This is a genomic window from Streptomyces sp. NPDC001270, from assembly GCF_042896695.1.
GTDB lineage: Bacteria > Actinomycetota > Actinomycetes > Streptomycetales > Streptomycetaceae > Streptomyces.
On sequence record NZ_JBIAXM010000010.1, the window covers coordinates 226,937 to 250,743 of the forward strand.

Sequence of the window (23,807 nt, forward strand, 5' to 3'; positions counted from 1 at the left end):
CTCAGCTTCCCGGTCCGGCAGTGAGCGTCTCGGTGCGGAACAGGCCGAGCCGATGTGCCACCGCCGCGGCCTCCCCACGGCCCGAGACACCGAGCTTTCCCAGAATGTTGGAGACGTGGACGCTCGCGGTCTTCGGGGAGATGAAAAGCTCCTCGGCTATCTGCCGGTTGGTGCGGCCGGCGGCGACCAGGCGGAGCACGTCGCGTTCCCGGCTGGTGAGGCCGAGTGCCTCGACCGGATCGGCCGGCGTTCGCTGCGGGGCGCAAGTCAGGGTGAGACGGGCGCGCTGGGCGAGGAGTGCGACCGAGTCGGCGAGCGGGCGGGCGCCGAGGTGGTCGGCGACGGCTCCGGCCAGCCGGAGCAGTTCCGTGGCGCGGTCCCGCTCGTCGGCACCGCCCGCGGTGGTGTCTCCCGGGCGTCCGTTGCCGCAGGACAGCAGGGCGGCGGCGAGCCGGTGGCGGACGCGGGCCAGGTCGTAGGGGCGGTCCAGGGACTCGAAGGCGGTGACCGCCTCGGACCAGAGGTCGGGGGTGTCCTTGCCCGCGGCACGCCGTAGTTCGGCACGGACCCATGACGCGTGGGCGAGCCAGACGGGTGCGCCGGTGGTGAGCTTCTTGGCCGCGGCGGCGATGCGGTCGAGCGCATCGGCCCGGCCGGGCTGCGCCGCGGGCAGGGTGCAGGCGTCGGCCTCCGCGGTGGCGGCGGCCTGGAGCAGCGGCCAGGCATGGCGCTGGGTGCCCGGTGGAACTCCGGCGTCCAGGGCCCCGCGCAGTTCGTCGCGGGCGTCGAGCAGACGGCCTTCCGCGGCGGCGACGCCGACGGCGACATGGGCCAGCGGCAGCCAGTGCTGCGGCGGGATGTCGTGGCTGCCGAAGTGGCCGCGGGCGGCGGCGAGGCGGCCGGCCGCCTCGGCCAGGTCGCCGCGGCCCAGGGCGAGACGGGCCAGGGACAGGGCGGCCGAGCCCAGGGGCTTGGTGCCGGGGCCGCGACGGGTGGCGTTCTCGGCGGCGGTGGCCGACTCGGGCCAGTTGCCGAGGGAGTACAGGGTTTCGGCGAGGTTGGCCCACACCCGGGCTTCGGAGCCGAGCAGGCCGAACTTCCGGGTGTAGTCGCTCCCCTCCTCCAGGAGGGGGGCGGCCTCCCGGGAGCGGCCGACCGCCTCGAGTTCGGCGGGGAGGTTCACATACGCCCGGGCCGCGACATGGGTGTAGTCCTCCTGGACGGACTGGTCCTTGACCCGGTGCATCTCGACGAGGCCCGCCTCGACGTCTCCCGCGTCGACCCTGAGGACGCCGAGGGTGACGCGCGCGTCCAGTTCGATCTCGCGGGCGTCGAGCATGCGGGCGTACTCGACGGCCCGTTCGGCGGCGGCGAGGGCCTGTGGGCCCGGTTCGTGCATCATCCACCAGTTGGCGACGCCGGCCAGCACATCGGCATGCACCTCCGAGGGCGGCAGCCCGCGCACCAACTCCTGGGCGGCGGCGAGTTCGTGCCGTCCGTCGCCGCGTCCCAGTGCCTGGGCGAGGGTGGAGCGCTGGGTCCAGAACCAGGCGGCGCGCAGCGGGTCGTCCTCGTCCTCCAGGAGGTGCAGCGCCCGTCTGGTGATCTTCAGGGCGCGCTCGCGCTCCCCGCACATCCGTCCGGCGAGGACGGCCTCCGCCATCAGGTCGAGGTAGCGCAGCGGAGTGCCGGGGTCGCAGGACGGGTAGACCGCCACGCAGTCCACGGGGCGCAGCGCGGCCCGGACCGGGTGGGGAGCGGTCTCCCAGAGTTCCATCGCCCGCTCCAGGAGCCGCAGTTGCTCGCTGTAGGCGTACCGGCGGCGGGCGGTGACGGAGGCGTCCAGGACGGCGGGCAGGGCCTTGGCGGGGTCATGGGCGTGGTACCAGTGGCTGGCCAGCAGCATGACGCGCTCGTCGGCGGGGACGAGCGCCGGGTCACTCTCGATGGTCTCGGCATAGCGCCGGTTGAGTCGGGAGCGCTCGCCGGGCAGCAGGTCGTCGGCGACGGCTTCGTGGACCAGGGAGTGGCGGAAGCGGAAGCCGTCGCCGCCGGGGGCGGCGAGCAGGATGCCGGCGTTCACAGCGGCGCGCAGAGCCTCGATGAGATCGTCCTCGGCGAGTCCGGTGGCGGCGGCGAGGAGCGGGTACGCGACCGTGGAGCGGCCCTCGGCGGCCATCCGCACCACCCGCTGGGCGGTCTCGGGCAGCGCCTCCACGCGGACCAGGAGCAGGTCGCGCAGGGAGTCGGTGAGGCCGGTGCGGCAGCCCGAGCGGGCGGCGACCGCGAGTTCCTCGACGAAGAAGGCGTTGCCGTCGGAGCGTTCGAAGATCTCGTCGACGCGGGCGGGGTCCGGCTGGGCGGCGAGGATACCGGCGATCTGACGGCCGACCTCCTCGCGGTTGAAACGGTCGAGTTCGATGCGGCGGAGGGTGCGCAGCCGGTCGAGTTCGGCGAGCAGGGGGCGCAGCGGGTGGCGGCGGTGGATGTCGTCGCTGCGGTAGGTGGCGAGGACGACGAGCCGGCCGGCGCGCAGGGTGCGCAGCAGGTAGGACAGCAGATGGCGGGTGGAGGCGTCGGCCCAGTGCAGGTCCTCCAGGACGAGGACGACCGTGCGGTCGGCGGCGAGCCGTTCCAGCAGGCGGGCGGTGAGTTCGAAGAGGCGGGCCAGGCCCTCCTCGTCGGGCCGTCCGGTGGCCCGGGCCGGGGCGGTCTCGCCCAGTTCGGGCAGGAGCCGGGCCAGGTCCTCCTCGCGGCCCGCGGCGGCCTCGTCCAGTTCGCCCGGCAGGGCGCGGCGCAGGGCGCGCAGCGCGGTGGAGAACGCGGCGAACGGCAGTCCGTCGGCGCCGATCTCCACGCAGCCGCCGAGCGCGACGACGGCGCCCCGGCGGCCCGCGGCGGCGGCGAACTCCTCGATCAGCCGGGTCTTGCCGACCCCCGCCTCGCCGCCGACCAGCAGCGCCTGCGGCTCGCCCGCGGCGGCACGGGCGAGGGCGTCGTTCAACGTCTGGAGTTCTTCTGCGCGCCCGACGAAGACGGGGCTGACGGACCTGGTCTCCACGGGTTCGAGCATCGCACGGCGGTCTGACAGCACGGGATCCGGTTTCTGCGGAGAGGAAATCCCTGCGGGGAGGAAATCCCTGTGGGCAGGAGAGGGAAGGAAAGGGGGCCAGGGCCGGGGATTGGGCGGCCGGGGAGCGGGCGGCCGGCGCCGGTGCTCCGGCCGCCCTCCCCGCCGGGGCGTTCACGCGGCGCGGGGAAGCCGGTGGCGGCGTGGGCTCTCCGTATCCGTATCCGTATCCGTATGCGTATCGGAAGGGGCCTCGCGGCCGTCGCCGCGGCGGCAGGCCGTGGCCTCCCGGCGGGCTGCGCGTCGTTGGTCCAGCACCGCGCGGGCGAGGCGTGCGTCCGCGGCCCGGCGGCGCAGTTCGGTGGAGCGGAGCAGCTGGAGTTCGTACTGGATCATGACGCGTCCTTCGGAAGTCGGGTGTCGGGATCGCTCGTGGCGATGCCTCCACACTCGGCTGCCAGGGGGGTGCGCCGCATCGGGAGGGTTCCGCATCTCGCGGCGGGTGGCGGGCGCCGGACGCGCGTAAGGGGCCTTAGGCGTCCCGTGCGATGCTTACGGGTTTCCCAAGGCCCCTGCCGGATGAGGCGGTTCAGCTGGTCGAGGGCAGTCCGAGTATCACGTCGGAGTACTTGAGGACGGCCAGCAGCAGTCCGATGACGCCGAGCGAGACACCGGCCCAGGCGACCGACTTGATCCAGCCGACCTGGGGCTTGCCCGGGGCGCCGAACGCGGGCCGGGCCAGCACGACGACGCCGACGATCAGCGCGGCCAGCGCGAACGCGCCGGCCCACAGGGCGGTGGTCTGCCAGGCGTCGCCGTAGACCTCCTTGATCTGTGTGGCGACACTCGCGGACGACGAGGTCTGCAACTGGCCGACCAGTGTCTCGCGGGCGGAGGCCACGGTGCCGATCCAGCCGCCGGTCAGCGAGACGATGCCCAGTACGGCGGAGACGATGGCTCCGGCGCCCTGGCCGACACCGGACGGACCGCCGTCCTGTGCCGTCTCCTCGACCAGCCCGTCGGCAGCGTCATCGGCGTCGTCGTCAGCCGTGTCCGCCGCGTCCTCCGGCGCTTCGCCCGCAGCCGGCCCGGCCTCCTCCGCGGAGGTCCCACCGGCCGTCTCCTCGGCCCGGTCAGCCGCAGCGGCCCCGGTGTCCTTCCCTTCCTGGTTCTCGGCCTGGTCCTTCTTGGCCTCGTCGTGCTTGGCCTCGGTGTCGACCGCGGCCTCGTCGCCTGTCTTCGTTCCCATGCCCCGCACGCTACGGACGCTGTCTGAGAAGTTCCTTAAAGATCGTCCCGAACGGTACGCGCGCGTGCGGCGCCGTGCCCCGGTACACCGGGTTCCCGGAGGCCGCGGCTCGGGGCCGTGCTCACCCAGGGTTGTCACGTACATCCTGTCGGTGCTCCGCCAGTTCCACCACGACGTCGCGGAGCCGGTCGTGAGCGGCGCGGCACTCGGGCGGTTCGATGCTGATCCGGGGCAGGCGCCGGTCGAGCCAGCGCGGCAGCCACCAGTTGGCGTCGCCGAGGAGGTGCATCAGGGCCGGTACCAGCAGGGTCCGCACGACGAACGCGTCGAGCGCGACGGCGGCGGCCAGCCCGAGGCCGCACATGGCGATCACCCGGTCACCGCTGAGCACGAACGCGAGGAACACGGAGATCATGATGACGGCCGCGGAATTGATCACGCGGCTGGTCTCGGCGAGGCCGACCCGGACGGCACGCCGGTTGTCGCCCGTCTCCAGCCACTCCTCGTAGATCCGGCTGACCAGGAAGACCTGGTAGTCCATGGAGAGCCCGAACAGCACCGACACCATGATCACGGGGAGGAAGGGTTCGATCGGTCCGGCCCGGCCGAGCCCGAGCGGTTCGCTGCCCCAGCCCCACTGGAAGACCGCGACGACGACGCCGAAGGCACCCGCGACGGCGGCGATGTTCATCACGGCCGCCTTCAGCGGAATGCCGACCGACCGGAAGGCGAGCATCAGCAGCACGAAGCCCAGCCCGATGACGACACCGACGAACAGCGGCAGCTTGCCGACGATCACGTTGGCGAAGTCGTCGTAGCTCGCGGTCACCCCGCCGACGTACACATCGAGCGAGGTGCCCGTCTCCGCGCGCGGGAGGACGTCGTCGCGCAGCCGGTCGACGAGATCGCTGGTCTGGCGCGACTGCGGCGCGGAGTCGGGTACGACGGTGAGGTACGCGGTGTCGCCGCCGGTGTCGTAGCGCGCCGGAGTCGCGGAGGCGACGCCCGGGGTGGTGCGCAGGGTGGTGTCGAGGTTGTCGAGCGCGAGCTTGTCCTCGGCGCTGTCGACGTGGGCCACCAGGGTCAGCGGTCCGTTGACGCCGGGTCCGAAGCCCTCGGCGAGCAGGTCGTACGCCTGCCGGGTGGTCGAGGATCTGGGGTCGTTCCCCTGGTCGGAGGTGCCGAGGTGGAGGGCGAGGGTGGGCAGTGCGACCAGGGCGATGACGGCCAGCGCGATCGAGCCGAGCAGTCTGGGATGGCGTTCGACGAACACGGACCAGCGGGCGGCGAGGCCGGTGGGCAGTTCCGGTTGCGGGCCTTGTTCGGCCAGCCGCTGCCGCTCGCGGCGGCTCAGCGCGCGGTCGCCGATGAAGGACAGCAGGGCGGGGAGCAGGGTCACGGATGCCGCGACGGTGAGGACGACCGTCATCGAGGCCGCGACGGCGACGCCGTTGAGGAAATTCAGCCGCAGGCTCAGCAGGCCCAGCAGGGCGATGCACACGGTGGCGCCCGCGAACAGGACCGCGCGTCCGGTGGTGGTGACGGCGTTGGTGGCGGCCTCGGTGACGGTGAGGCCGCGTTTCAGTCCGCGCCGGTGCCGGGTGACGATGAACAGCGCGTAGTCGATGCCGACGCCGAGCCCGATGAGCATGCCGAGCATCGGGGCGAACGCGGCGACGGTCATGGCGTGGCCGAGCAGTCCGATGGCGGCGTACGCGGTGCCCACGCCGACCAGGGCGGTGGCGATGGGCAGCAGGGAGGCGGCCGGCGAGCCGAAGGCGAGGAACAGTACGACGGCGGCGACGGCCACGCCGACCGCCTCGGCGTAGTGCTCGTCCGACGACTCGGTGAGCCCGATGGCGCTGCCGCCCAACTCGACCCGCAGTCCGTCCGCGTCGGCCGACTTGGCGGTGCGGACGACCGCCTCGGCCTCGGCCTTGCCGATCTTCTCGACCGGTTGGGCGAAGGTGACGGCGGCGTACGCGATCCGGCCGTCCCGGCTGATCTGGCCGTTGCCCTGGCCGTCGTAGGGGCTGGTCACGGAGGACACCCCGGGCAGGTCCGCGATCTTGTGGAGGGTGTCGTTCATCGTCTGCTCCACGGCGGCCGCGCGGACGCCGCCGGACGCCTCCCAGACAACGGTGTCGCTGTCGCCGCCCAGGCCCGGGAACCCCTTGGCCAACAGTTGGGTGGCGCGGCCCGATTCGGTGCCGGGGACCGTGTAGTCGTCGGTGTACGCGGAGCCGGTGACCGCGGCGGCGGCGGTGACACCGCCGAAGGCGGACAGCCAGAGCAGGACGGCTACCAGACGGTGCCGGACACACCAACGCGCAAGTGCAGCCACGTGTCTGCTCCCAGGAGGTATTTCAGCATCTTTGACCGGGATAAATCCTCGATAAGATGAACAGCCAGGAAAGAAAACCTGAGCAATCGAGGGACACTCTGGCAGTTGAAAGTGATCCTTTGTCGGGTTCGTGGGCTTACTCACAAGAGACGGAAACCGGGAACTTTCGCACGCAATCCACATGCCGCACGCACGGAATCCGAATGCGGCGAGCCGGGGCGACCGCTACCGTCCCGGGCGTTGGTTCCAACAGGGCAGCCGGCTCATCGCCGTAGATCCAAGCAGGCGCATTGCAGGCGCATTGTTTGACGGTCCGACCGAGCTTCTCCGCATCCAATTCCCGGATGAATTACCGTCCTTACGGCACGAGGAGCCCGTTCACCGGTGTCCGACATCAACATCACCACTCAGAACTCGTCCGGCGATCTGAGTGAGCGTCCGACCCATCCGCGTCACTCGCGCAGCAACCGCTACGACGTCCGCTGGATCGTCGAGAACCAGATGGGCTCGCACGCTCGGCCGAGGTCTGGCCCGTCGGGGCCGGTGGTGGCTTGCTGCCAGGCGGGGTGTAGGGGGCCGTTCCCCGCGGCGGTTCGCCGTGCGACCTGAGGAGCGATTGCGGGTGCGGGTGCGTGCGGGTCCTTCGCGCAGTTCCCCGCGCCCCCAAAAAACAGGGGCCCGCCGCCCCAACTCGCGACGGAAAGGCGCTGCCCGAGCAGGCGCCCACCCGCCGTGCGACCCGGGGAGTCGAATGCGAGTGCGGGTGCATGCGGGTCCTTCGCGCAGTTCCCCGCGCCCCCCAAAAAAACAGGGGCCAGTCGCGCAGTTCCCCGCGCCCCTGAAACAGGGGTCGGTCACGTGCAGTTTGCCGCGTTGCTATTGGGGGGTGCCCCGGGGGATGGGGTGGGGTGGTGCGTCCCCCGGGGCGGTGGTGCGTGGTGGGGATCAGGCTTCGCTGACGCCCAGTTTCTCCAGGATCAGTTCCTTGACGCGGGCCGCGTCGGCCTGGCCCCGGGTGGCCTTCATGACCGCGCCGACCAGGGCCCCCGCCGCGGCCACCTTGCCGCCACGGATCTTGTCCGCGATGGCCTGGTTGCCGGCGATGGCCTCGTCGACGGCCGTGCCGAGCGCCGAGTCGTCGGAGACGACCTTCAGGCCGCGCTTGTCGACGACCTCGTCCGGGGTGCCCTCGCCCGCGAGGACGCCCTCGATGACCTGGCGGGCCAGCTTGTCGTTCAGATCGCCGGAGGCGACCAGCTGGGTGACGCGGGCGACCTGCTCGGGCGTGATGGCCAGCTCGTCGAGGGCGGCCCCGGACTCGTTGGCGCTGCGCGCCAGCTCGCCCATCCACCACTTGCGGGCGGAGGCGGCGTCGGCACCCGCGTCGATGGTGGCGACGATCGGGTCCAGCGCACCCGCGTTGAGGATCGCCTGCATGTCGGTGACCGAGATGCCCCACTCCGCGAGGAGACGGGTGCGGCGGACCAGCGGCAGCTCGGGCAGCGCGGTGCGGATCTCCTCGACCCACTCACGCGCGGGGGCCACCGGGACCAGGTCGGGCTCCGGGAAGTACCGGTAGTCCTCGGCCTCCTCCTTCACCCGGCCCGAGGTCGTCGACCCGGTGTCCTCGTGGAAGTGCCGGGTCTCCTGCACGATCGTGCCGCCGGACGACAGCACGGCCGCGTGCCGCTGGATCTCGAACCGGGCGGCGCGCTCGACGGACCTGAGCGAGTTGACGTTCTTCGTCTCGGAGCGGGTGCCGAACTTGTCGGCGTCCTTGGGCATCAGCGACAGGTTGACGTCGCAGCGCATCTGGCCCATCTCCATGCGGGCCTCGGAGACGCCGAGCGCCCTGATGACCTCGCGCAGCTCACGGACGTACGCCCGGGCGACCTCGGGGGCGCGCTCGCCCGCCCCGACGATCGGCTTGGTGACGATCTCGATGAGCGGGATGCCCGCGCGGTTGTAGTCCAGCAGAGAGTGGGACGCGCCGTGGATACGGCCCGTGGCGCCGCCGACGTGCGTCGACTTGCCGGTGTCCTCCTCCATGTGGGCGCGTTCGATCTCCACCCGGAAGGTCTCGCCGTCCTCCAGCTGTACGTCGAGGTAGCCGTCGTAGGCGATCGGCTCGTCGTACTGGGAGGTCTGGAAGTTCTTCGGCATGTCCGGATAGAAGTAGTTCTTCCGGGCGAAGCGGCACCAGTCGGCGATCGAGCAGTTCAGCGCGAGACCGATCTTGATCGCGGACTCGACGCCGGTCTCGTTGACGACCGGGAGCGCGCCGGGCAGGCCGAGGCAGGTGGGGCAGGTCTGCGAGTTGGGTTCGGCGCCCAGCTCGGTGGAGCACCCGCAGAACATCTTGGTCTTGGTGCCGAGTTCGACATGGACTTCGAGGCCCATGACGGGGTCGTACGACGCCAGCGCGTCCTCGTACGACACCAGGTCGGTCGTGATGGTCACGGTGAAACTTCCCTCTCAGCCCAGCAGGACGTCGTCGTCGCCCAGCCGCTTCAGCTCGCGGTAGAGGAGGGCGAGGCCGGTGACGATCGCGACGGCGGACACGGTGGCGTCGATCAGGCGCAGCGTGTCGTGCTCGGCACGGGCCTTCTTGATCTGCTTGGCGACGCCGACCGCACCGAACGCGGTGGTGGCCATGGACATGTACGTACCGGGCTTGGTGTTCTTGAAGCCCTTGGCCTTGGACAGTGCCTTGCTCATAGCGACGGAGCCTCCTCCAGCAGCGGGTGCCCCCACTTTTCCACGAAGGCGGCCTCGACGGCGGCGCCGACCTTGTACAGCCTGTCGTCCTTCAGCGCCGGGGCGATGATCTGCAGGCCGACGGGGAGGTTGTCCTCGGGGGCGAGGCCACAGGGCAGCGACATGGCCGCGTTGCCCGCCATGTTGGTCGGGATGGTGCACAGGTCGGCGAGGTACATGGCCATCGGGTCGTCGGCGCGCTCGCCGATCGGGAAGGCGGTGGTCGGGGTCGTCGGTGAGACGATCACCTCGACCTGCTCGAACGCCTTCTCGAAGTCGCGCGTGATGAGCGTGCGGACCTTCTGCGCGGAGCCGTAGTACGCGTCGTAGTAGCCGCTCGACAGGGCGTACGTGCCGAGCATGATGCGACGCTTGACCTCGGCGCCGAAACCCGCCTCACGGGTGAGGGAGGTGACCTCCTCGGCCGAGTGGCCGCCGTCGTCGCCGGTCCTGCGGCCGTAGCGCAGGCCGTCGAAGCGGGCCAGGTTGGAGGAGCACTCGGACGGCGCGATCAGGTAGTACGCCGACAGGGCGAGGTCGAAGGACGGGCAGTCCAGCTCGACGATCTCGGCGCCCAGCTCCTTCAGCAGTTCGACGGACTCCTCGAAGCGCTGGACGACACCGGCCTGGTAGCCCTCGCCGCGGAACTGCTTGACCACGCCGATGCGCATGCCCGCGACGCTGCCGTTGCGCGCGGCCTCGACGACCGGCGGCACGGGGGCGTCGATGGAGGTGGAGTCCATCGGGTCGTGCCCGGCGATGACCTCGTGCAGCAGGGCCGCGTCCAGGACCGTACGGGCGCAGGGGCCGCCCTGGTCGAGGGAGGAGGAGAAGGCGACCATGCCGTACCGGGAGACCGCGCCGTACGTCGGTTTCACGCCGACCGTGCCGGTGACGGAGGCCGGCTGGCGGATGGAGCCGCCGGTGTCGGTGCCGATGGCGAGCGGGGCCTGGTAGGAGGCGAGCGCGGCGCTGGAGCCGCCGCCGGAGCCGCCGGGGATCCTGGTGAGGTCCCAGGGGTTGCCGGTCGGGCCGTAGGCGCTGTTCTCGGTGGAGGACCCCATGGCGAACTCGTCCATGTTGGTCTTGCCGAGGATGACGACGTCGGCGGCCTTCAGCCGCTTGGTGAGCGTCGCGTCGTACGGCGGGATCCAGCCTTCGAGGATCTTCGATCCGACGGTCGTCGGGACGCCCTCGGTGGTGAAGATGTCCTTGAGGGCGAGGGGGACGCCGGCCAGCGGGCCCAGCTTCTCGCCGCGCTCCCGCTTCGCGTCGACGGCCCGGGCCTGGGCCAGGGCGCCCTCGCGGTCGACGTGCAGGAAGGCGTGCACCTTCTCGTCCACGGCGTCGATCCGGGCGAGGTGGGCCTCGGTGACCTGGACCGCGGTCAGCTCGCCGGAGGCGATCTTCGCGGCGGTCTCGGCGGCCGTGAGCTTGATGATGTCCGTCATGGTCACTCCTCCCCCAGGATCTGCGGCACCTTGAAACGCTGCTGCTCCTGGGCCGGGGCGCCGGAGAGCGCCTGCGCGGGGGTGAGCGAGGGACGGACCTCGTCCGCGCGCATGACGTTCGTCAGCGGGAGCGGGTGCGAGGTCGGCGGTACGTCTTGGTCGGCGACCTCGCTGACGCGGGCGACCGCGCCGATGATGTCGTCGAGCTGGCCCGCGAAGTGATCGAGTTCTTCGGGTTTCAGCTCCAGACGCGCCAGCCGGGCGAGGTGGGCGACCTCCTCGCGCGTGATGCCAGGCATGCAGCGATCCTCTGGGGTGAGTGTGTGTGTTTTGGGGTCAATCCTATGGGGCCCGCCGCACTGACTGTGAAACGGTTTCCCGGGCCGGGCTCCCCGGTCCCGGGCTCGGTGCCGGCCGGGCCGGGCGGCGGGTTCAGCGGCGGCCGTCCCAGGCCGCGCTCCGCCGGAAGTGGTTGTCGTACAGTTCCTGCACCTCCAGCAGGCTCTCCGGGGTGGCCTCGCCGAGCCGGATGCGCCGGAGCTGGCGGAAGTACTCGAAGCGTTCGACGCCCGGGGTGATCACGATGAGGATGTCCGCGGTGCTCCCGGGGACGGCGGCGAAGGCGTGCGGCTTGTCCGGTGGGACGACGACCAGGTCGCCGCGTCCGGCGGTGACGATGTCGTCGCCGGAGAGCAGTTCGGCGGCGCCGTCGAGGACGTAGAACATCTCGGCGGAGTTGTGGTGCAGGTGCGGCCGGGCGCCGTCGGCGCCGCGCGCCAGGGTGACCCGTACGGTGGACAGCGCGCCGCCGACGGCACTGCTGTCGGCCAGCAGTCGTACGGCGACGGGATCGCCGTCGACGACCTCGGCGGCGGCGTCGCGCACGACCACCGAGTCGTCGAACCTGGGAACGAACAGTGACATCCGTGCATCCTCCGTCGGTGAGGGGCGGGGTCTTCCGGTACCGGGCCGCCGACCCCGAAGATGCGCGCGGAACCGAGGGTTCCGCTGCCCGAACAGCGGAACCGAGGGTTCCGCTGTTCGGGCGAAGCCGGGAACTGGGGGGGGAGCGGCCGGCCACGGCGCAACGCGGACGAACAGGGACCCAGAGCAGAGCCTCGGACGACCAACGATCCAGGACCGAGCGTCCCCGGACCACCATCGGCCCAGGACCGAGCCCCGGACCACCAACGATCCAGGACCGAGCCCCGGACGAACAACGACCCAAGACCGAGCCCCGGACCCCGGACGAACAGCGGCCCAGGGCGGAACCCCCGGTGGAGGGCTCAGTCGTCGGCCGCTGCCGCCGGCAGCGCGGCCCGGGGCCGCTGCCATCCCCGTGATCCGCGCGCCAGCAGCCAGGCCGTGGTCTCGTCGGGCGGCATCGCCGCGGCGACCAGCCATCCCTGCACCGCGTCGCAGCCGAGGTCCCGCAGCCGCTCCCAGGTCTCGTCGTCCTCCACGCCCTCGGCGACCACCAGCAGGCCCAGCGAGTGCGCCAGGTCGACGGTGCAGCGCACGATCTCCGCGTCCTCGGTGTCGACGGCCAGCCGTGCCACGAAGGACCGGTCGATCTTCAGCTCGCTGACCGGCAGCCGGCGCAGATGCACCAGCGAGGAGTACCCGGTGCCGAAGTCGTCCAGGGACATCTTCACGCCGTGCCCGGTCAGCCCTGCCAGCGTGTCCGCGGCGCGCTGCGGGTCCTCCAGCAGGACGTGCTCGGTGATCTCCAGCTGGAGCGCTCCCGCGGGCACTCCGTGCCGGGCCAGCCGGGCGGCGACCGAGCCGGCGAAGCCGGGCGTGTGGACGTCCCGGGGGGAGACGTTCACGGCCACCGGCACCCGCAGCCCCTGGGCCCGCCACTTGGCGACCTGCCCGAGCGCGGTCTCCAGCACGTACTCCGTCAGCAGGGGCATCAGCCCGGAGGACTCGGCGATCGCTATGAACTCGTCCGGCGGTACCTTCCCGCGTTCCGGGTGCACCCAGCGCACCAGCGCCTCCAGCCCGGCGACCTGCCCGTCGAAGCGGACCTTGGGCTGGTAGTGCAGCTGGACCTCGTGCGCGTCCAGGGCCCGGCGCAGATCGCCGAGCAGCCCGAGCCGGTCCGGGGTGTTGGAGTCCCGCTTGGACTCGTAGACCTCGACGCCGGTGCGGTCCCGCTTCGCCTGGTACATCGCCACGTCCGCGCGGCGCAGCAGGCCTTCGGCGTCCAGCGCGTGGTCCGGGAAGACGGCGACGCCCGCACTGGCCTCCAGGACGAGGGTGAGCCCGTCGAGGTCGAGCGGCGAGCTGAGCGCGGTGACGAGGTTGCGGGCGACCCGGGTCGCGGACGTCGTGGAGTCGGCGACCGGCAGCAGGACGGCGAACTCGTCGCCGCCGAGGCGTGCGGCCTCCGCGCCGCGCGGCAGCGCGAGGCGCAGCCGTTCGGCTATCTGGAGCAGCAGCCGGTCTCCGGCGAGGTGCCCGAGGGTGTCGTTCACCGACCGGAACCGGTCGAGGTCGATCAGCATGAGGGCGGACCGGGCACCGATGCGTTCGGCGTCGTCGAGGGCCGTCCAGATCCGTTCCAGGAGCCACTGCCGGTTGGGCAGTCCGGTCAGCGGGTCGCGCAGCTGTTCCTCGGCCCGGGCACGGGCGATCCACAGGGTGGAGTCGAGGGCGATCAGCGGGATGGCGAACAGCGGGAGCAGCACCGGCCGGGCGACCGCCACCACACAGATCAGCGGAGCGATGCCGAGCAGCGCGACCGCGACCAGGCCCTGTCTGACCAGGGCGGTGCGGGCGACGGTGGGCAGACCGCCGCCGCGCGGGGCGCTCAGATACCACAGCAGGACGCGGGTGACGGCCAGGTAGGCCGCCGCGACGAGCACCACCTCGGGGACGGCGGTGACGCTCCAGTGGTCGGGGCTCCACGGGTCCTCGACGGTCGGTACCCGGCCGCAGGCGCCGAGCAGCAGGGCGGCGGCCCCGATGCCGAGGATGTCGACCGAGCCGTGCAGCACGCCCTGGCGCCAGCGGTGCCGGCGGGCTATGCCGACCAGGACGACGACGGTGAGGCTGACCATGCCGGCGGGCAGCCAGCCGTAGAGCAGCAGCACGGCGAGGGTGAGGGCGGCGCCGGAGCCGGTGCCGCCCCACCAGCGGGCGCGGCCGAGCATGACGAGGTGGCCGACGATGATGCCGGTGAGTACCGCCAGTGACCAGCCGACGGTGCCGGACGGGAAGAGGGCGTGGTTGTCGGTGAACGCCCGGTAGAACCCGGCGCCCAGCAGGAACGCGGCCGCCGCGACGACTGCGGCGGGCAGTGCGGGCCAGGCCGGCTGGCGTTCGTGGTCGGAGCCGGCCGGCCCGGGTGCGCCTGGTGCGCCGACGACCAGGGGAACGGTGCCTGCCCGAGGCACCATGTGCGGTGCGGCGGCGCGTGCGACGGCGCCCGCGCGCTCCGCGGCCTGTCCCGGCCACCGGCTCCCCCGCCACGCGACCGCTCTGCGCAGCCACAGCCGCAAGTCCGGGGCGGCGCTCTCGGTCGGTTCCATTCCCGTCCCTCTCACAGCCGGCGGTGCCCACGCCACGCGGCCCGACGCCCGAGATCCGTCGACGGCTCCGCGTTGGAACAACCCGTCCCCGTGCCGTTCGAGGGCACGCGGATGCCCCGACCGCAGCTGGGCACGGCAGGCGCACATCTCAACAGTAGGCCGCAGAAGGCTTTCACGGGCAGCGGTCGTCGACGGTTGCCCGAATGCGCCCCGGCCACCCGTATGCATCTGATATGCGCCGATCGGGTGGCCTTCAACCGCTACTCCGCGGTCGGAAGGGCGACTTCGGCCGCCGCCTCCGGCCCCTGTTCCAACAGGACGCCGAAGCCGTCCTCGTTCAGAACCGGCACCTTCAGCTGCATGGCCTTGTCGTACTTCGAACCCGGGTTGTCACCCACGACGACGAACGCGGTCTTCTTCGACACCGATCCGGTCACCTTGGCCCCACGGCTCTGTAGCGCGTCCTTGGCGCCGTCCCGGGTGAAGTTCTCCAGGGTGCCGGTCACGACGACGGTGAGGCCCTCCAGGGGACGCGGGCCCTCCTCCTCGCCCGACGCCTCGTCCTCCAGCGGGACTCCGGCCGCCTTCCACTTGCGGACGATCTCGCGGTGCCAGTCCTCGGTGAACCATTCCTTGACCGCCGCGGCGATGATCGGGCCGACACCCTCGATGTTCGCCAGTTCCTCCTCGGACGCCTGCTCGATGCGGTCCACGGAACGGAACGAGCGGGCCAGTGCCTGGGCGGCAACCGGTCCGACGTGCCGGATGGAGAGCCCGTTCAGGAAGCGGGCGAGCGGGCGGGCCTTGGCCGCCTCGATGTTCTCCAGCAGCGCGAGGGTGTTCTTCTTCGGCTCGCCCTTCTGGTTGGCGAAGACCGTGACGACCTTCTCCTGGCCGGTCTTGGGGTCCCGCTTGGGCAGGCCGCTGTCCGGGTCGAGGACGTACGCCGTGATGGGCAGCAGCTTGTCCACCGTGAGGTCGAACAGGTCTCCCTCGTCCTTCAGCGGTGGCTCGGCGGGCTCCAGCGGGCGGGTGAGCGCCGCCGCCGCCACTTCGCCGAAGTGCTCGATGTCCAGGCATTCCCGGCCGGCGAGGTAGGAGACGCGCTCCCGCAACTGGGCCGGGCACGCGCGCGCGTTGGGGCAGCGGAGGTCGATGTCGCCCTCCTTCATGGGGCGCAGCGGCGTGCCGCACTCCGGGCACTCGGTGGGCATCACGAACTCCCGCTCGCTGCCGTCGCGCAGGTCGACGACCGGGCCGAGGATCTCCGGGATGACGTCACCGGCCTTGCGGAGCACCACCGTGTCACCGATGAGGACGCCCTTGGCCTTGACCACGTCCTGGTTGTGCAGGGTGGCGAACTCGACCTCGGAGCCCGCGACCTTGACCGGCTCGACCTGGGCGTACGGCGTGACCCGGCCGGTGCGTCCGACGCCCACCTTGATGTCGACGAGCTTGGTGTTGACCTCCTCCGGCGCGTACTTGTACGCGATCGCCCAGCGCGGGGCGCGGGCGGTGGAGCCGAGGCGGCCCTGGAGGCGGATCTCGTCGAGCTTGACGACCACGCCGTCGATCTCGTGCGCCACGGAGTGGCGGTTCTCGCCGAAGTAGGCGATGAACTCCCGCACCCCGTCGAGGTCGTCGACCACCCGGTTGTGCGGGGAGGTGGGCAGGCCCCAGCCTCCCAGCAGGTCGTAGGCGTGGGAGAGGCGGTTGAAGCCCGAGTAGCCCTCCAGGGCGCCGATGCCGTGGACGACCATGTGCAGGGGGCGGCTCGCGGTGACGCGCGGGTCCTTCTGGCGCAGTGAACCGGCGGCCGCGTTGCGCGGGTTGGCGAACGGCTTGTCGCCGGCCGCGACCAGGCGCTCGTTGAGCTCCAGGAACTTCTCCATCGGGAAGAAGACCTCGCCGCGGATCTCCACGAGGTCGGGCACCCGCTCGCCGTGCAGCCGGTCGGGGATCTCGGCGATCGTGCGGACGTTGGGCGTGATGTCCTCGCCGGTGCGGCCGTCGCCGCGGGTCGCCGCGCGGGTGAGCCGGCCGCGCTCGTAGGTGAGGTTGACCGCGAGTCCGTCGACCTTCAGTTCGCACAGGAAGTGGTAGTCCTGGTCGCCGAGTTCACGGTGGATGCGGTCGGCCCAGGTGGCGAGTTCCTCGTCGTTGAAGGTGTTGTCGAGGGAGAGCATGCGCTCGCGGTGCTCGACCGCGGTGAACTCCGTCGCGTACGACCCCGAGACCTTCTGGGTCGGCGAGTCGGGTGTGCGCAGTTCCGGATACTCCGCCTCCAGCGCCTCCAGGGAACGCAGGAGTCGGTCGAACTCCGCGTCGCTGACGACGGGCGCGTCCTTCACGTAGTACCGGAAGCGGTGCTCCTCGATCTGCTCAGCGAGGCGCGCGTGCTGCTCGCGTGCCTCGGCGGGCACTGTCGTCTCCGCTTGCTTGTCGCCGGCCACCGTGTTGTCCTCCCGTTACTCTGGGTTGTCCGCGAGGGATCTCGCCGCCCGGACGCAGTGGGCGAGCGCCGCGCGGGCGTACGCGGGCGAAGCGCCCGCGAGACCGCACGTCGGCGTGACCGTGACCGCGTCCGCGAGCAGCCCAGGTCGCAGCCCCAGCCTGCGCCACAGCGTCCTGACACCCATGACGCTACCGGCAGGGTCTGACAACGGGCCGTCCACGGACGGCACGACACCGGCGAACAGCTGCGTACCGCCCTCCACGGCCTCCCCGATCACCTCGTCGTCACGCTCGGTGAGCAGCGAGAAGTCGAAGGAGACGGCGGCGGCGCCCGCGCGGCGCAGCAGCGCGAAGGGCACGTCCGGCGCGCAGGAGTGGACCACGACGGGCCCGTCACCGTGCACGGCGACGATGTCCCGCAGGGCGGCCTCCACGATCTGCCGGTCCACGGCGCGGTGGGTGCGGTAGCCGCTGGCCGTGCGGACCTGTCCACGCAGCACGGAGGTGAGGGACGGCTCGTCGAGCTGGAGCACGATCCTGGCGCCCGGCACCCGGCGGCGCACCGCGGCGAGATGCAGACGCAGCCCTTCGGCGAGCGAGGCGGCGAGGTCGCGGCAGGCGCCGGGGTCGGAGAGGGCGGCCTCGCCGTTCCTCACCTCCAGGGCGGCGGCCAGGGTCCACGGCCCGACCGCCTGCACCTTGAGGTCGCCCTCGTAGCCCTGGGTCAGCTCCTCCAGCGCGTCGAGGTCCTCCCCGAGCCAGGACCGCGCCCGCTTGGTGTCCCGGCCCGGCCGGTCGCCGATCCGCCAGCCGCTGGGCTCCACGCGCGCGTACAGCTCGACGAGCAGGCCCGCGGTCCGCCCGATCATGTCGGCTCCGGGCCCGCGGGCGGGCAGCTCGGGCAGAAACGGGAAGTCCTCGAAGCTGCCGGTGACGGTCTTGGCCGCCTCCCGCGCGTCCGTTCCGGGCATGGACCCGACGCCGGTGGCGCCCGGGAACCTGAACTCGCTGTTCTCACTCACGCCGGAAGCGTATGCGGTACGGGGCCCCAGGGGCTCCGCCCCCTGACCCGGGCCCGCGCGCACCCACCGCCCGACCCCTCGGGGCCCGGCGCCGGCGGCACCCGGGGACGGCCCGGGCGGGGGCGGGATTCCTCGCGTCGGTCACACCCCGTCACCACACCGTCACCGGCCCGGCCGCACCGTCAGGTCGTTGACCTCCGCGTCCCGGGGCAGGTCCATGGCCATCAGGACCGCCGTGGCGACCGACTCGGGGTCGATCCACCGGGCCGGGTCGTACTCCTTGCCCTCCTGCTGGTGCACCTTGGCCTGCATGGGGCTGGTGGTGCGGCCGGGGTAGACGGAGGTGACCCGGACACCGTTGTCGTGCTCCTCCTCGCGCAGGGCGTCGGCGAGCGCCTTCAGGCCGTGCTTGGAAGCGGCGTACGCGGACCAGCCGGCGTGGGCGCTCAGACCCGCCCCGGAGTTGACGAACACCACGTGCCCGCGGGCGGCACGCAGCTGGGGCAGGAAGTGCCGGGTCAGCTCGGCGGGCGCGAGCAGGTTGACGCCGAGCTGGTGCCGCCAGGACTTGGGGGTCAGCTCGTCCACCCGGCCGAGGTCGACCACGCCCGCGACGTGCAGCAGCGTGTCCACCCGGTCCGGGAGCGTCTGGTGCGAGAAGGCCCAGGACAGCTTGTCCGGATCGGCGAGGTCGCCGACCAGCGTGCGCGCCCCGGGGAACCGTGCCGCGAGGTCCTTCGCACGGCCCGCGTCGCGCACGTGCAGGACGAGGTCGTCCCCGCGCGCGTGGAGGCGCCGCGCCACGGCCGCGCCGATGCCGGAGCCGGCCCCGGTGATCACATGAGTAGACATACGGGCCATGCTCGCATCAGCGACGCGTCATCCCGTGCCCCGGCTCTCCTCCAGGTAGGCCAGCGCACCGACCGGCTCCTCGGCGAAGAACACCAGGTCGCTCAGGGGACGGGGCAGGAAGCCCTCGGCCTCCATCCGGCGGAACTGCTCCTTCAGGCCGTCGTAGAAGCCCGCGGTGTTGAGCAGCACGACCGGCTTGTCGGTGTGCCCGTGCTTCTTCAGCTCCAGGATCTCCGTGGCCTCGTCGAGCGTCCCGGTGCCGCCCACCATGATCACCACCGCGTCGGCCTTCTCCAGCAGCAGCCGCTTGCGCTCGCCGAGATCCTTGGCGGTCACCATCTCGTCCGCGCCGGGCCGCGCCTTCGCCGCCAGGAACTCCACGGAGACCCCGAGCAGCCTGCCGCCGGCCTCCTGCACGCCGTCCGCGACCACCTTCATCAGACCGACGTCGGAGCCGCCCCACACCAGCGTGTGGCCGCCCTTGCCGAGCAGCCTCGCGAAGTCGCGCGCGGGGCGCGTGTAGCGGTCGTCGAGGTCGGCGGCGGAGAGGAAGACGCAGATGTTCATGGGCTCCACCGTACGCGGGAAGAACCCGGCGCCCGCGGGTGCTGTTCGGATATGGCCGAAGGACACACCATCACCATCGAGCAGGGCGAGCAGCACGTGCGCGTGGTGCACGGGAACCAGGTGCTCGCCGAGACCGACCACCCCTTGGTGCTGCGCGAGACCGGCAGTCCCGTGCGGTACTACATCCCGGCCGAGGACGTGCGCCTCGACCTCCTCACCCCCTCCGACACCCAGACCTACTGCCCCTTCAAGGGCACGGCGTCCTACTGGTCGCTGCCGGACGCCCCGGACCTCGTCTGGGGCTATCCGCAGCCCAAGGACGAGGTGGCCCGGATCAAGGACCACCTGTGCTTCTACGAGGCGGAGGTGTCGCCCGCCGAAACGGCGTGACGCCGAAGTGTCGTGACCGATGACGCGCCCGCCGGGTGGCAGTCTGCACTGGCATGGACAAGCAGATCATTTCGCCTGACGGCACGCCCATCGCGTACCAGCGCTCCGGAAGGGGTCCTGCGGTCGTCCTCGTGAGCGGCGCGATGTCGACGGGTGCGACGGTGGCGCCGCTGGCCACCCGGCTGGCGGACCGCTTCACCGTCGTCCCGTACGACCGCCGGGGCCGCGGCGCGAGCGGCGACACGCCGCCGTACGCCGTCGTCCGCGAGATCGAGGACCTGGCGGCCCTGATCGAGGCGGTGGGCGGCGAGGCGGCGCTCTACGGCGTCTCGTCGGGCGGCGCGCTGGCACTGGAGGCCGCGGCGAGCGGGCTGCCGGTCCGTCAGGTGGCCGTGTACGAGCCGCCGTTCGCCGGGCCCGGCGGGGAGAAGGAGCACGCCGAGTACACCGAGCGGCTCACCGAGGCCCTGGCCGAGGGGCGACACGGGGACGCGGTCGAGCTGTTCCTGCGGCTGACCGGGCTGGCCGAGCAGATGATCCAGGGTGCCCGGCAGTCCCCGATGTGGGCCGACATGGAGGCCATCGCGCCGACCCTGGCGTACGACGACGCCGTGATGGGCGGCGGTCTGCTGCCGCGGGAGCGGATCTCGTCGATCGGTGTGCCGGTGCTCGCGGTGGCGGGCGGAGCGAGCCCCGGCCGGCTGCGGACGGCGGTCGCGGAGGTGGCGGACACGGCCCCCAAGGGGACCTTCCTCACCCTGGAGGACCAGACGCACCGGGTGGACCCGGACGTGCTGGCGCCGGTGCTGGTGGAGTTCTTCGCCCTGTAGCGGGTCGTCCTGTAGCGACCGCCCCGTAGCGGGCATCGGCACCATTCGGATCGTTCGGATCATATGGGCCATTCGCCCCGGAATGAGTTCTTCGCCGTGCGGCGTGCGTGCCGTGCGGCGTGCGATCCGTGCGGCGTGCGATCCGTGATCCGGCTACACCGTCGCCGGCCTCGCGCGCGTGGTCGACGCGATCGTCGCCGAACCCACCACGCGCGTGCCGTCGTACAGGACCACGGCCTGGCCGGGGGCGACCCCGCGGACCGGGGCCGCGAACGACACCTGAAGTGCGCCGTCCACCAGTTCCGCGGTCACCTCGGTCTCGTCCCCGTGCGCGCGCAGCTGGGCCGAGTAGGTGCCGGGGCCGACCGGGGCGGTGCCGCACCAGCGGGGCTTGATCGCGGTCAGCGCGGTCACGTCCAGGGCGGCGGCCGGGCCGACCGTCACGGTGTTGGTCACCGGGGAGATGTCGAGGACGTAGCGGGGCTTGCCGTCCTGAGCCGGGGTGCCGATGCGCAGCCCCTTGCGCTGGCCGATGGTGAAGCCGTACGCGCCCTCGTGCGTGCCCACCTTGGTGCCGGACTCGTCGACGATGTCGCCCTCGGCACGGCCGAGGCGGGTGGCGAGGAAGCCCTGGGTGTCGCCGTCGGCGATGAAGCAGATGTCGTGCGAGTCGGGCTTCCGGGCGACGGCCAGGCCGCGGCGCTCGGCCTCGGCGCGGATCTCGTCCTTGGTGGTCACCGTGTCCCCCAGCGGGAACATCGCGTGCGCCAGCTGCCGGTCGTCCAGCACGCCGAGCACGTACGACTGGTCCTTGGCGAGGTCGGAGGCGCGGTGCAGCTCCCGGCTGCCGTCGGCGTGCGTCACGACCTTCGCGTAGTGGCCGGTGCACACCGCGTCGAAGCCCAGTGCCAGTGCCTTGTCGAGCAGCGCGGCGAACTTGATCTTCTCGTTGCAGCGCAGGCACGGGTTGGGGGTGCGGCCGGCCTCGTACTCGGCGACGAAGTCCTCGACCACGTCCTCCCGGAAGCGGTCGGCGAGGTCCCAGACGTAGAACGGGATGCCGATGACGTCGGCGGCGCGGCGGGCGTCACGCGAGTCCTCGATGGTGCAGCAGCCGCGCGCGCCGGTGCGGAACGACTGCGGGTTCGCGGAGAGCGCGAGGTGGACGCCGGTCACGTCGTGGCCCGCCTCGGCCGCGCGGGCCGCGGCGACGGCGGAGTCGACGCCGCCGGACATGGCGGCGAGGACGCGGAGGGGGCGGGAGCGCTGCGGGGTGTCAGTCATAGCCCCTCCAGAGTACGGGGATGCGGGAACCGGGGCCCGCGGGTATCCGTTGACGATCACATGGGGGTAGGAGAGAACGACATCGACCGGCGCCTCGGCAGGCGTGCCCTGCTGATCGGCGGCGCAGCGGCGGCGGTGGGCACGGCGGCGCTGGCCCGCGACGAGTTGTCCCGACTGTGGTGGCGGCTACCAGGGGTGGACCGGCCGCGGGCGGCGGGCGTGGTGGACTTCCGGGGCGCGCAGTGGGTGGCCGCGTCCACGGCGAACTACCGGAAGGCGGACCGGCCGGCCGACTACCGGATAGACCGGGTGGTGATCCATGTCACAGAGGGCGGCTACCGCGGTGCGGTGCAGGTCTTCCAGGACCCGGGGCACGGAGCCGCGTCGCACTACATCGTGCGCCAGGACGGTCAGGTGACCCAGTTGGTGCGCGAGCAGGACGTGGCGTTCCACGCGGGCAACCGGCAGTACAACGAACGCAGCGTCGGCATCGAGCACGAGGGGTTCGTGGAGGACCCCTCCTCCCTCACGGCCGAGATGTACGCGGCTTCCGCGCGGCTGACGGCGGCGATATGCGGGCGGTACGGGATACCGGTCGACCGGACGCATGTGATCGGGCACTCGCAGGTGCCCGGCACGGACCACACGGATCCGGGGCGGTACTGGGACTGGGACCGGTACATGAAGCTGGTGCGCGAGGCGTCGGCCGTCCTGAAGAAGACGCCTTCGCCGACCCCGACCGCGTGAGACCGGCGTCGAGGGCGCTCGGCGGTGCGACCGCGAGATGACCGGACGCGGTGCGACCGAGAGACGACCGGACGGAGATCCGGCGGAGAAGTCCGTACGGAGACCCGGCTGGGACGGCCGATGGCAGACACGACCGGACAGAGACACGACCGGGCAGAGGCACGACCTGACAGAGACACGACTCGGCGGACACGACCTGGCGGAGAGACGGCTGGGCAGAAAGGAGCGCGCTGTGCACGAAGTGGTGGCGGAGGTCTGGCGCGGCGACTTCCTGGAGTCGGTGCACCACGGAACGGTCCACGCGGCGGGCCCGCAGGGGCAGACCGTGTTGAGTGTCGGTGAACCGGACCGCCCGATGTTCCCGAGATCGGCCAACAAACCGCTCCAGGCACTCGGCATGCTGCGCGCCGGCCTCGACCTGGACGGCGAACTGCTGGCGCTGGCGTGCGCCAGCCACTCCGGCGAAGCCTTCCATCTCGACGGCGTACGCAGGATCCTCACGGGCGTCGGGCTCGACACCGGTGCCCTGCGGTGCACGGCCGGGCTGCCCATCGGGGAAGCCGCGCTGCGCGCCCACCTCGCGGACGGCGGCGTGCCCACCCCGCTGACGATGAACTGCTCCGGCAAGCACGCCGCGATGCTCGCCACCTGCGTGGCCAACGGCTGGGACCCGGCGACGTACCTGGATCCGCGCCACCCCCTGCAACGCGCGCTGCACGAGACCGTCGAGGACCTGGCCGGGGAGAAGATCGCCGCGACCGGTGTGGACGGCTGCGGCGCACCGCTGTTCGCCATCGGCTACCAGGGCTTGGCGCGTGCCTTCGCCAGAGTGGCGACGGGTCCGGCCGGTTCCGCGGAGCGGCGGGTCGCCCGGGCGATGCGGGAGCATGCCGCATACGTGGGCGGAACCGGCCGGGACGTGACCCGGCTCCTGCGCGCGCTGCCCGGATCGGTCGCCAAGGACGGCGCGGAGGGGGTCTACGCCCTGGCGCTCCCCGACGGCTCGTCCGTCGCCCTGAAGATCGCCGACGGTTCCGCCCGGGCCCGGCCCGTCGTGATGATCGCCGCACTGCGTCGGCTCGGGGTCGACACGAACGCCGACGAGGCCCTCGCCGAACTGGCCACCGCACCCGTCCTCGGACACGGCAGACCGGTCGGCGCGGTGCGCCCCGCGCAGATCCTGCACGCGTAGGTCCCGCACGCGCAGGTCCGAGGTGAGGTGGTCCGAGTCACCGGGCTCCGCGCCACCGGGCC

General features: G+C 72.1%; 20 protein-coding genes. 5 read left to right on the forward strand and 15 right to left on the reverse strand.

Annotation, left to right across the window (positions count from 1 at the left end; all coding sequences use genetic code 11):
• Nucleotide 1: 1 nt before the first annotated feature.
• The 4 genes from ACFY2B_RS19230 to ACFY2B_RS19245 all read right to left on the reverse strand — a co-directional run bounded on the left by ACFY2B_RS19230 (nt 2) and on the right by ACFY2B_RS19245 (nt 6,663).
• Nucleotides 2-3,073 carry an AAA family ATPase gene (locus ACFY2B_RS19230; RefSeq protein WP_390764280.1) on the reverse strand — a complete coding sequence of 1,024 codons (3,072 nt, stop codon included), beginning with the start codon at nt 3,071-3,073 and terminating at the stop codon, nt 2-4.
• Between the two features lie 171 nt (nt 3,074-3,244).
• On the reverse strand, nt 3,245-3,466 hold the full coding sequence (locus ACFY2B_RS19235) for a hypothetical protein (protein ID WP_390764281.1): 222 nt from the start codon (nt 3,464-3,466) through the stop codon (nt 3,245-3,247).
• A gap of 193 nt (nt 3,467-3,659) precedes the next feature.
• Nucleotides 3,660-4,319 (reverse strand): hypothetical protein, encoded by a 660-nt coding sequence (locus tag ACFY2B_RS19240; RefSeq protein ID WP_390764282.1) that lies wholly within the window; start codon nt 4,317-4,319, stop codon nt 3,660-3,662.
• 121 nt (nt 4,320-4,440) lie between these two features.
• Nucleotides 4,441-6,663, reverse strand: coding sequence for an MMPL family transporter (locus ACFY2B_RS19245; protein WP_390764283.1), 2,223 nt, complete (start codon nt 6,661-6,663; stop codon nt 4,441-4,443).
• A 384-nt stretch (nt 6,664-7,047) separates the two neighbouring features.
• Between ACFY2B_RS19245 and ACFY2B_RS19250 the strand changes: the two genes are divergently transcribed.
• Nucleotides 7,048-7,272 (forward strand): hypothetical protein, encoded by a 225-nt coding sequence (locus ACFY2B_RS19250; protein WP_390764284.1) that lies wholly within the window; start codon nt 7,048-7,050, stop codon nt 7,270-7,272.
• Between the two features lie 336 nt (nt 7,273-7,608).
• Here ACFY2B_RS19250 and gatB read toward each other — a convergent pair whose 3' ends face one another.
• The 10 genes from gatB to ACFY2B_RS19300 form a co-directional block, all read right to left on the reverse strand.
• Nucleotides 7,609-9,123, reverse strand: a complete 1,515-nt coding sequence (gatB, locus tag ACFY2B_RS19255) for an Asp-tRNA(Asn)/Glu-tRNA(Gln) amidotransferase subunit GatB (protein ID WP_390764285.1) — start codon at nt 9,121-9,123, stop codon at nt 7,609-7,611.
• 15 nt (nt 9,124-9,138) lie between these two features.
• Nucleotides 9,139-9,381 (reverse strand): hypothetical protein, encoded by a 243-nt coding sequence (locus ACFY2B_RS19260; RefSeq protein WP_376532782.1) that lies wholly within the window; start codon nt 9,379-9,381, stop codon nt 9,139-9,141.
• Complete coding sequence (gatA, locus tag ACFY2B_RS19265; protein WP_390764286.1) at nt 9,378-10,871, reverse strand: Asp-tRNA(Asn)/Glu-tRNA(Gln) amidotransferase subunit GatA; 1,494 nt, start codon at nt 10,869-10,871, stop codon at nt 9,378-9,380. Before gatA ends, ACFY2B_RS19260 begins: the two co-directional genes overlap by 4 nt.
• 2 nt (nt 10,872-10,873) lie before the next feature.
• A complete protein-coding gene (gene gatC, locus ACFY2B_RS19270; RefSeq protein ID WP_360958720.1) occupies nt 10,874-11,170 on the reverse strand; it encodes an Asp-tRNA(Asn)/Glu-tRNA(Gln) amidotransferase subunit GatC in 297 nt (98 codons plus the stop codon).
• A 133-nt stretch (nt 11,171-11,303) separates the two neighbouring features.
• Nucleotides 11,304-11,795, reverse strand: a complete 492-nt coding sequence (locus ACFY2B_RS19275) for a cupin domain-containing protein (protein ID WP_390764287.1) — start codon at nt 11,793-11,795, stop codon at nt 11,304-11,306.
• 362 nt (nt 11,796-12,157) lie between these two features.
• Nucleotides 12,158-14,407, reverse strand: a complete 2,250-nt coding sequence (locus ACFY2B_RS19280) for a putative bifunctional diguanylate cyclase/phosphodiesterase (RefSeq protein WP_390764288.1) — start codon at nt 14,405-14,407, stop codon at nt 12,158-12,160.
• A 260-nt stretch (nt 14,408-14,667) separates the two neighbouring features.
• Nucleotides 14,668-16,860 carry an NAD-dependent DNA ligase LigA gene (gene ligA / locus ACFY2B_RS19285; RefSeq protein WP_390764289.1) on the reverse strand — a complete coding sequence of 731 codons (2,193 nt, stop codon included), beginning with the start codon at nt 16,858-16,860 and terminating at the stop codon, nt 14,668-14,670.
• 15 nt (nt 16,861-16,875) lie between these two features.
• A complete protein-coding gene (locus ACFY2B_RS19290) occupies nt 16,876-17,883 on the reverse strand; it encodes a methionine synthase (protein WP_390764290.1) in 1,008 nt (335 codons plus the stop codon).
• 162 nt (nt 17,884-18,045) lie between these two features.
• Nucleotides 18,046-18,735: an SDR family oxidoreductase gene (locus tag ACFY2B_RS19295; protein WP_390764291.1), complete on the reverse strand. Its 690-nt coding sequence runs from the start codon at nt 18,733-18,735 to the stop codon at nt 18,046-18,048.
• Between the two features lie 27 nt (nt 18,736-18,762).
• Complete coding sequence (locus ACFY2B_RS19300; RefSeq protein ID WP_390764292.1) at nt 18,763-19,302, reverse strand: TIGR00730 family Rossman fold protein; 540 nt, start codon at nt 19,300-19,302, stop codon at nt 18,763-18,765.
• A 51-nt stretch (nt 19,303-19,353) separates the two neighbouring features.
• Between ACFY2B_RS19300 and ACFY2B_RS19305 the strand changes: the two genes are divergently transcribed.
• Both ACFY2B_RS19305 and ACFY2B_RS19310 read left to right on the forward strand, forming a co-directional pair.
• The gene (locus ACFY2B_RS19305) at nt 19,354-19,692 is read left to right on the forward strand and encodes a DUF427 domain-containing protein (protein WP_376532799.1); all 339 of its coding nucleotides are present in this window, start codon (nt 19,354-19,356) and stop codon (nt 19,690-19,692) included.
• Between the two features lie 53 nt (nt 19,693-19,745).
• Nucleotides 19,746-20,522 (forward strand): alpha/beta fold hydrolase, encoded by a 777-nt coding sequence (locus ACFY2B_RS19310; protein ID WP_390764293.1) that lies wholly within the window; start codon nt 19,746-19,748, stop codon nt 20,520-20,522.
• A gap of 153 nt (nt 20,523-20,675) precedes the next feature.
• Here ACFY2B_RS19310 and mnmA read toward each other — a convergent pair whose 3' ends face one another.
• A complete protein-coding gene (gene mnmA, locus ACFY2B_RS19315; RefSeq protein ID WP_390764294.1) occupies nt 20,676-21,806 on the reverse strand; it encodes a tRNA 2-thiouridine(34) synthase MnmA in 1,131 nt (376 codons plus the stop codon).
• Nucleotides 21,807-21,866: 60 nt separating this feature from the next.
• On the opposite strand from mnmA, the gene ACFY2B_RS19320 reads away from it, so the two are divergent.
• The gene (locus ACFY2B_RS19320; RefSeq protein ID WP_390764295.1) at nt 21,867-22,553 is read left to right on the forward strand and encodes an N-acetylmuramoyl-L-alanine amidase; all 687 of its coding nucleotides are present in this window, start codon (nt 21,867-21,869) and stop codon (nt 22,551-22,553) included.
• 232 nt (nt 22,554-22,785) lie between these two features.
• Nucleotides 22,786-23,745, forward strand: a complete 960-nt coding sequence (locus tag ACFY2B_RS19325; protein WP_390764296.1) for an asparaginase — start codon at nt 22,786-22,788, stop codon at nt 23,743-23,745.
• Nucleotides 23,746-23,807 lie beyond the last annotated feature (62 nt).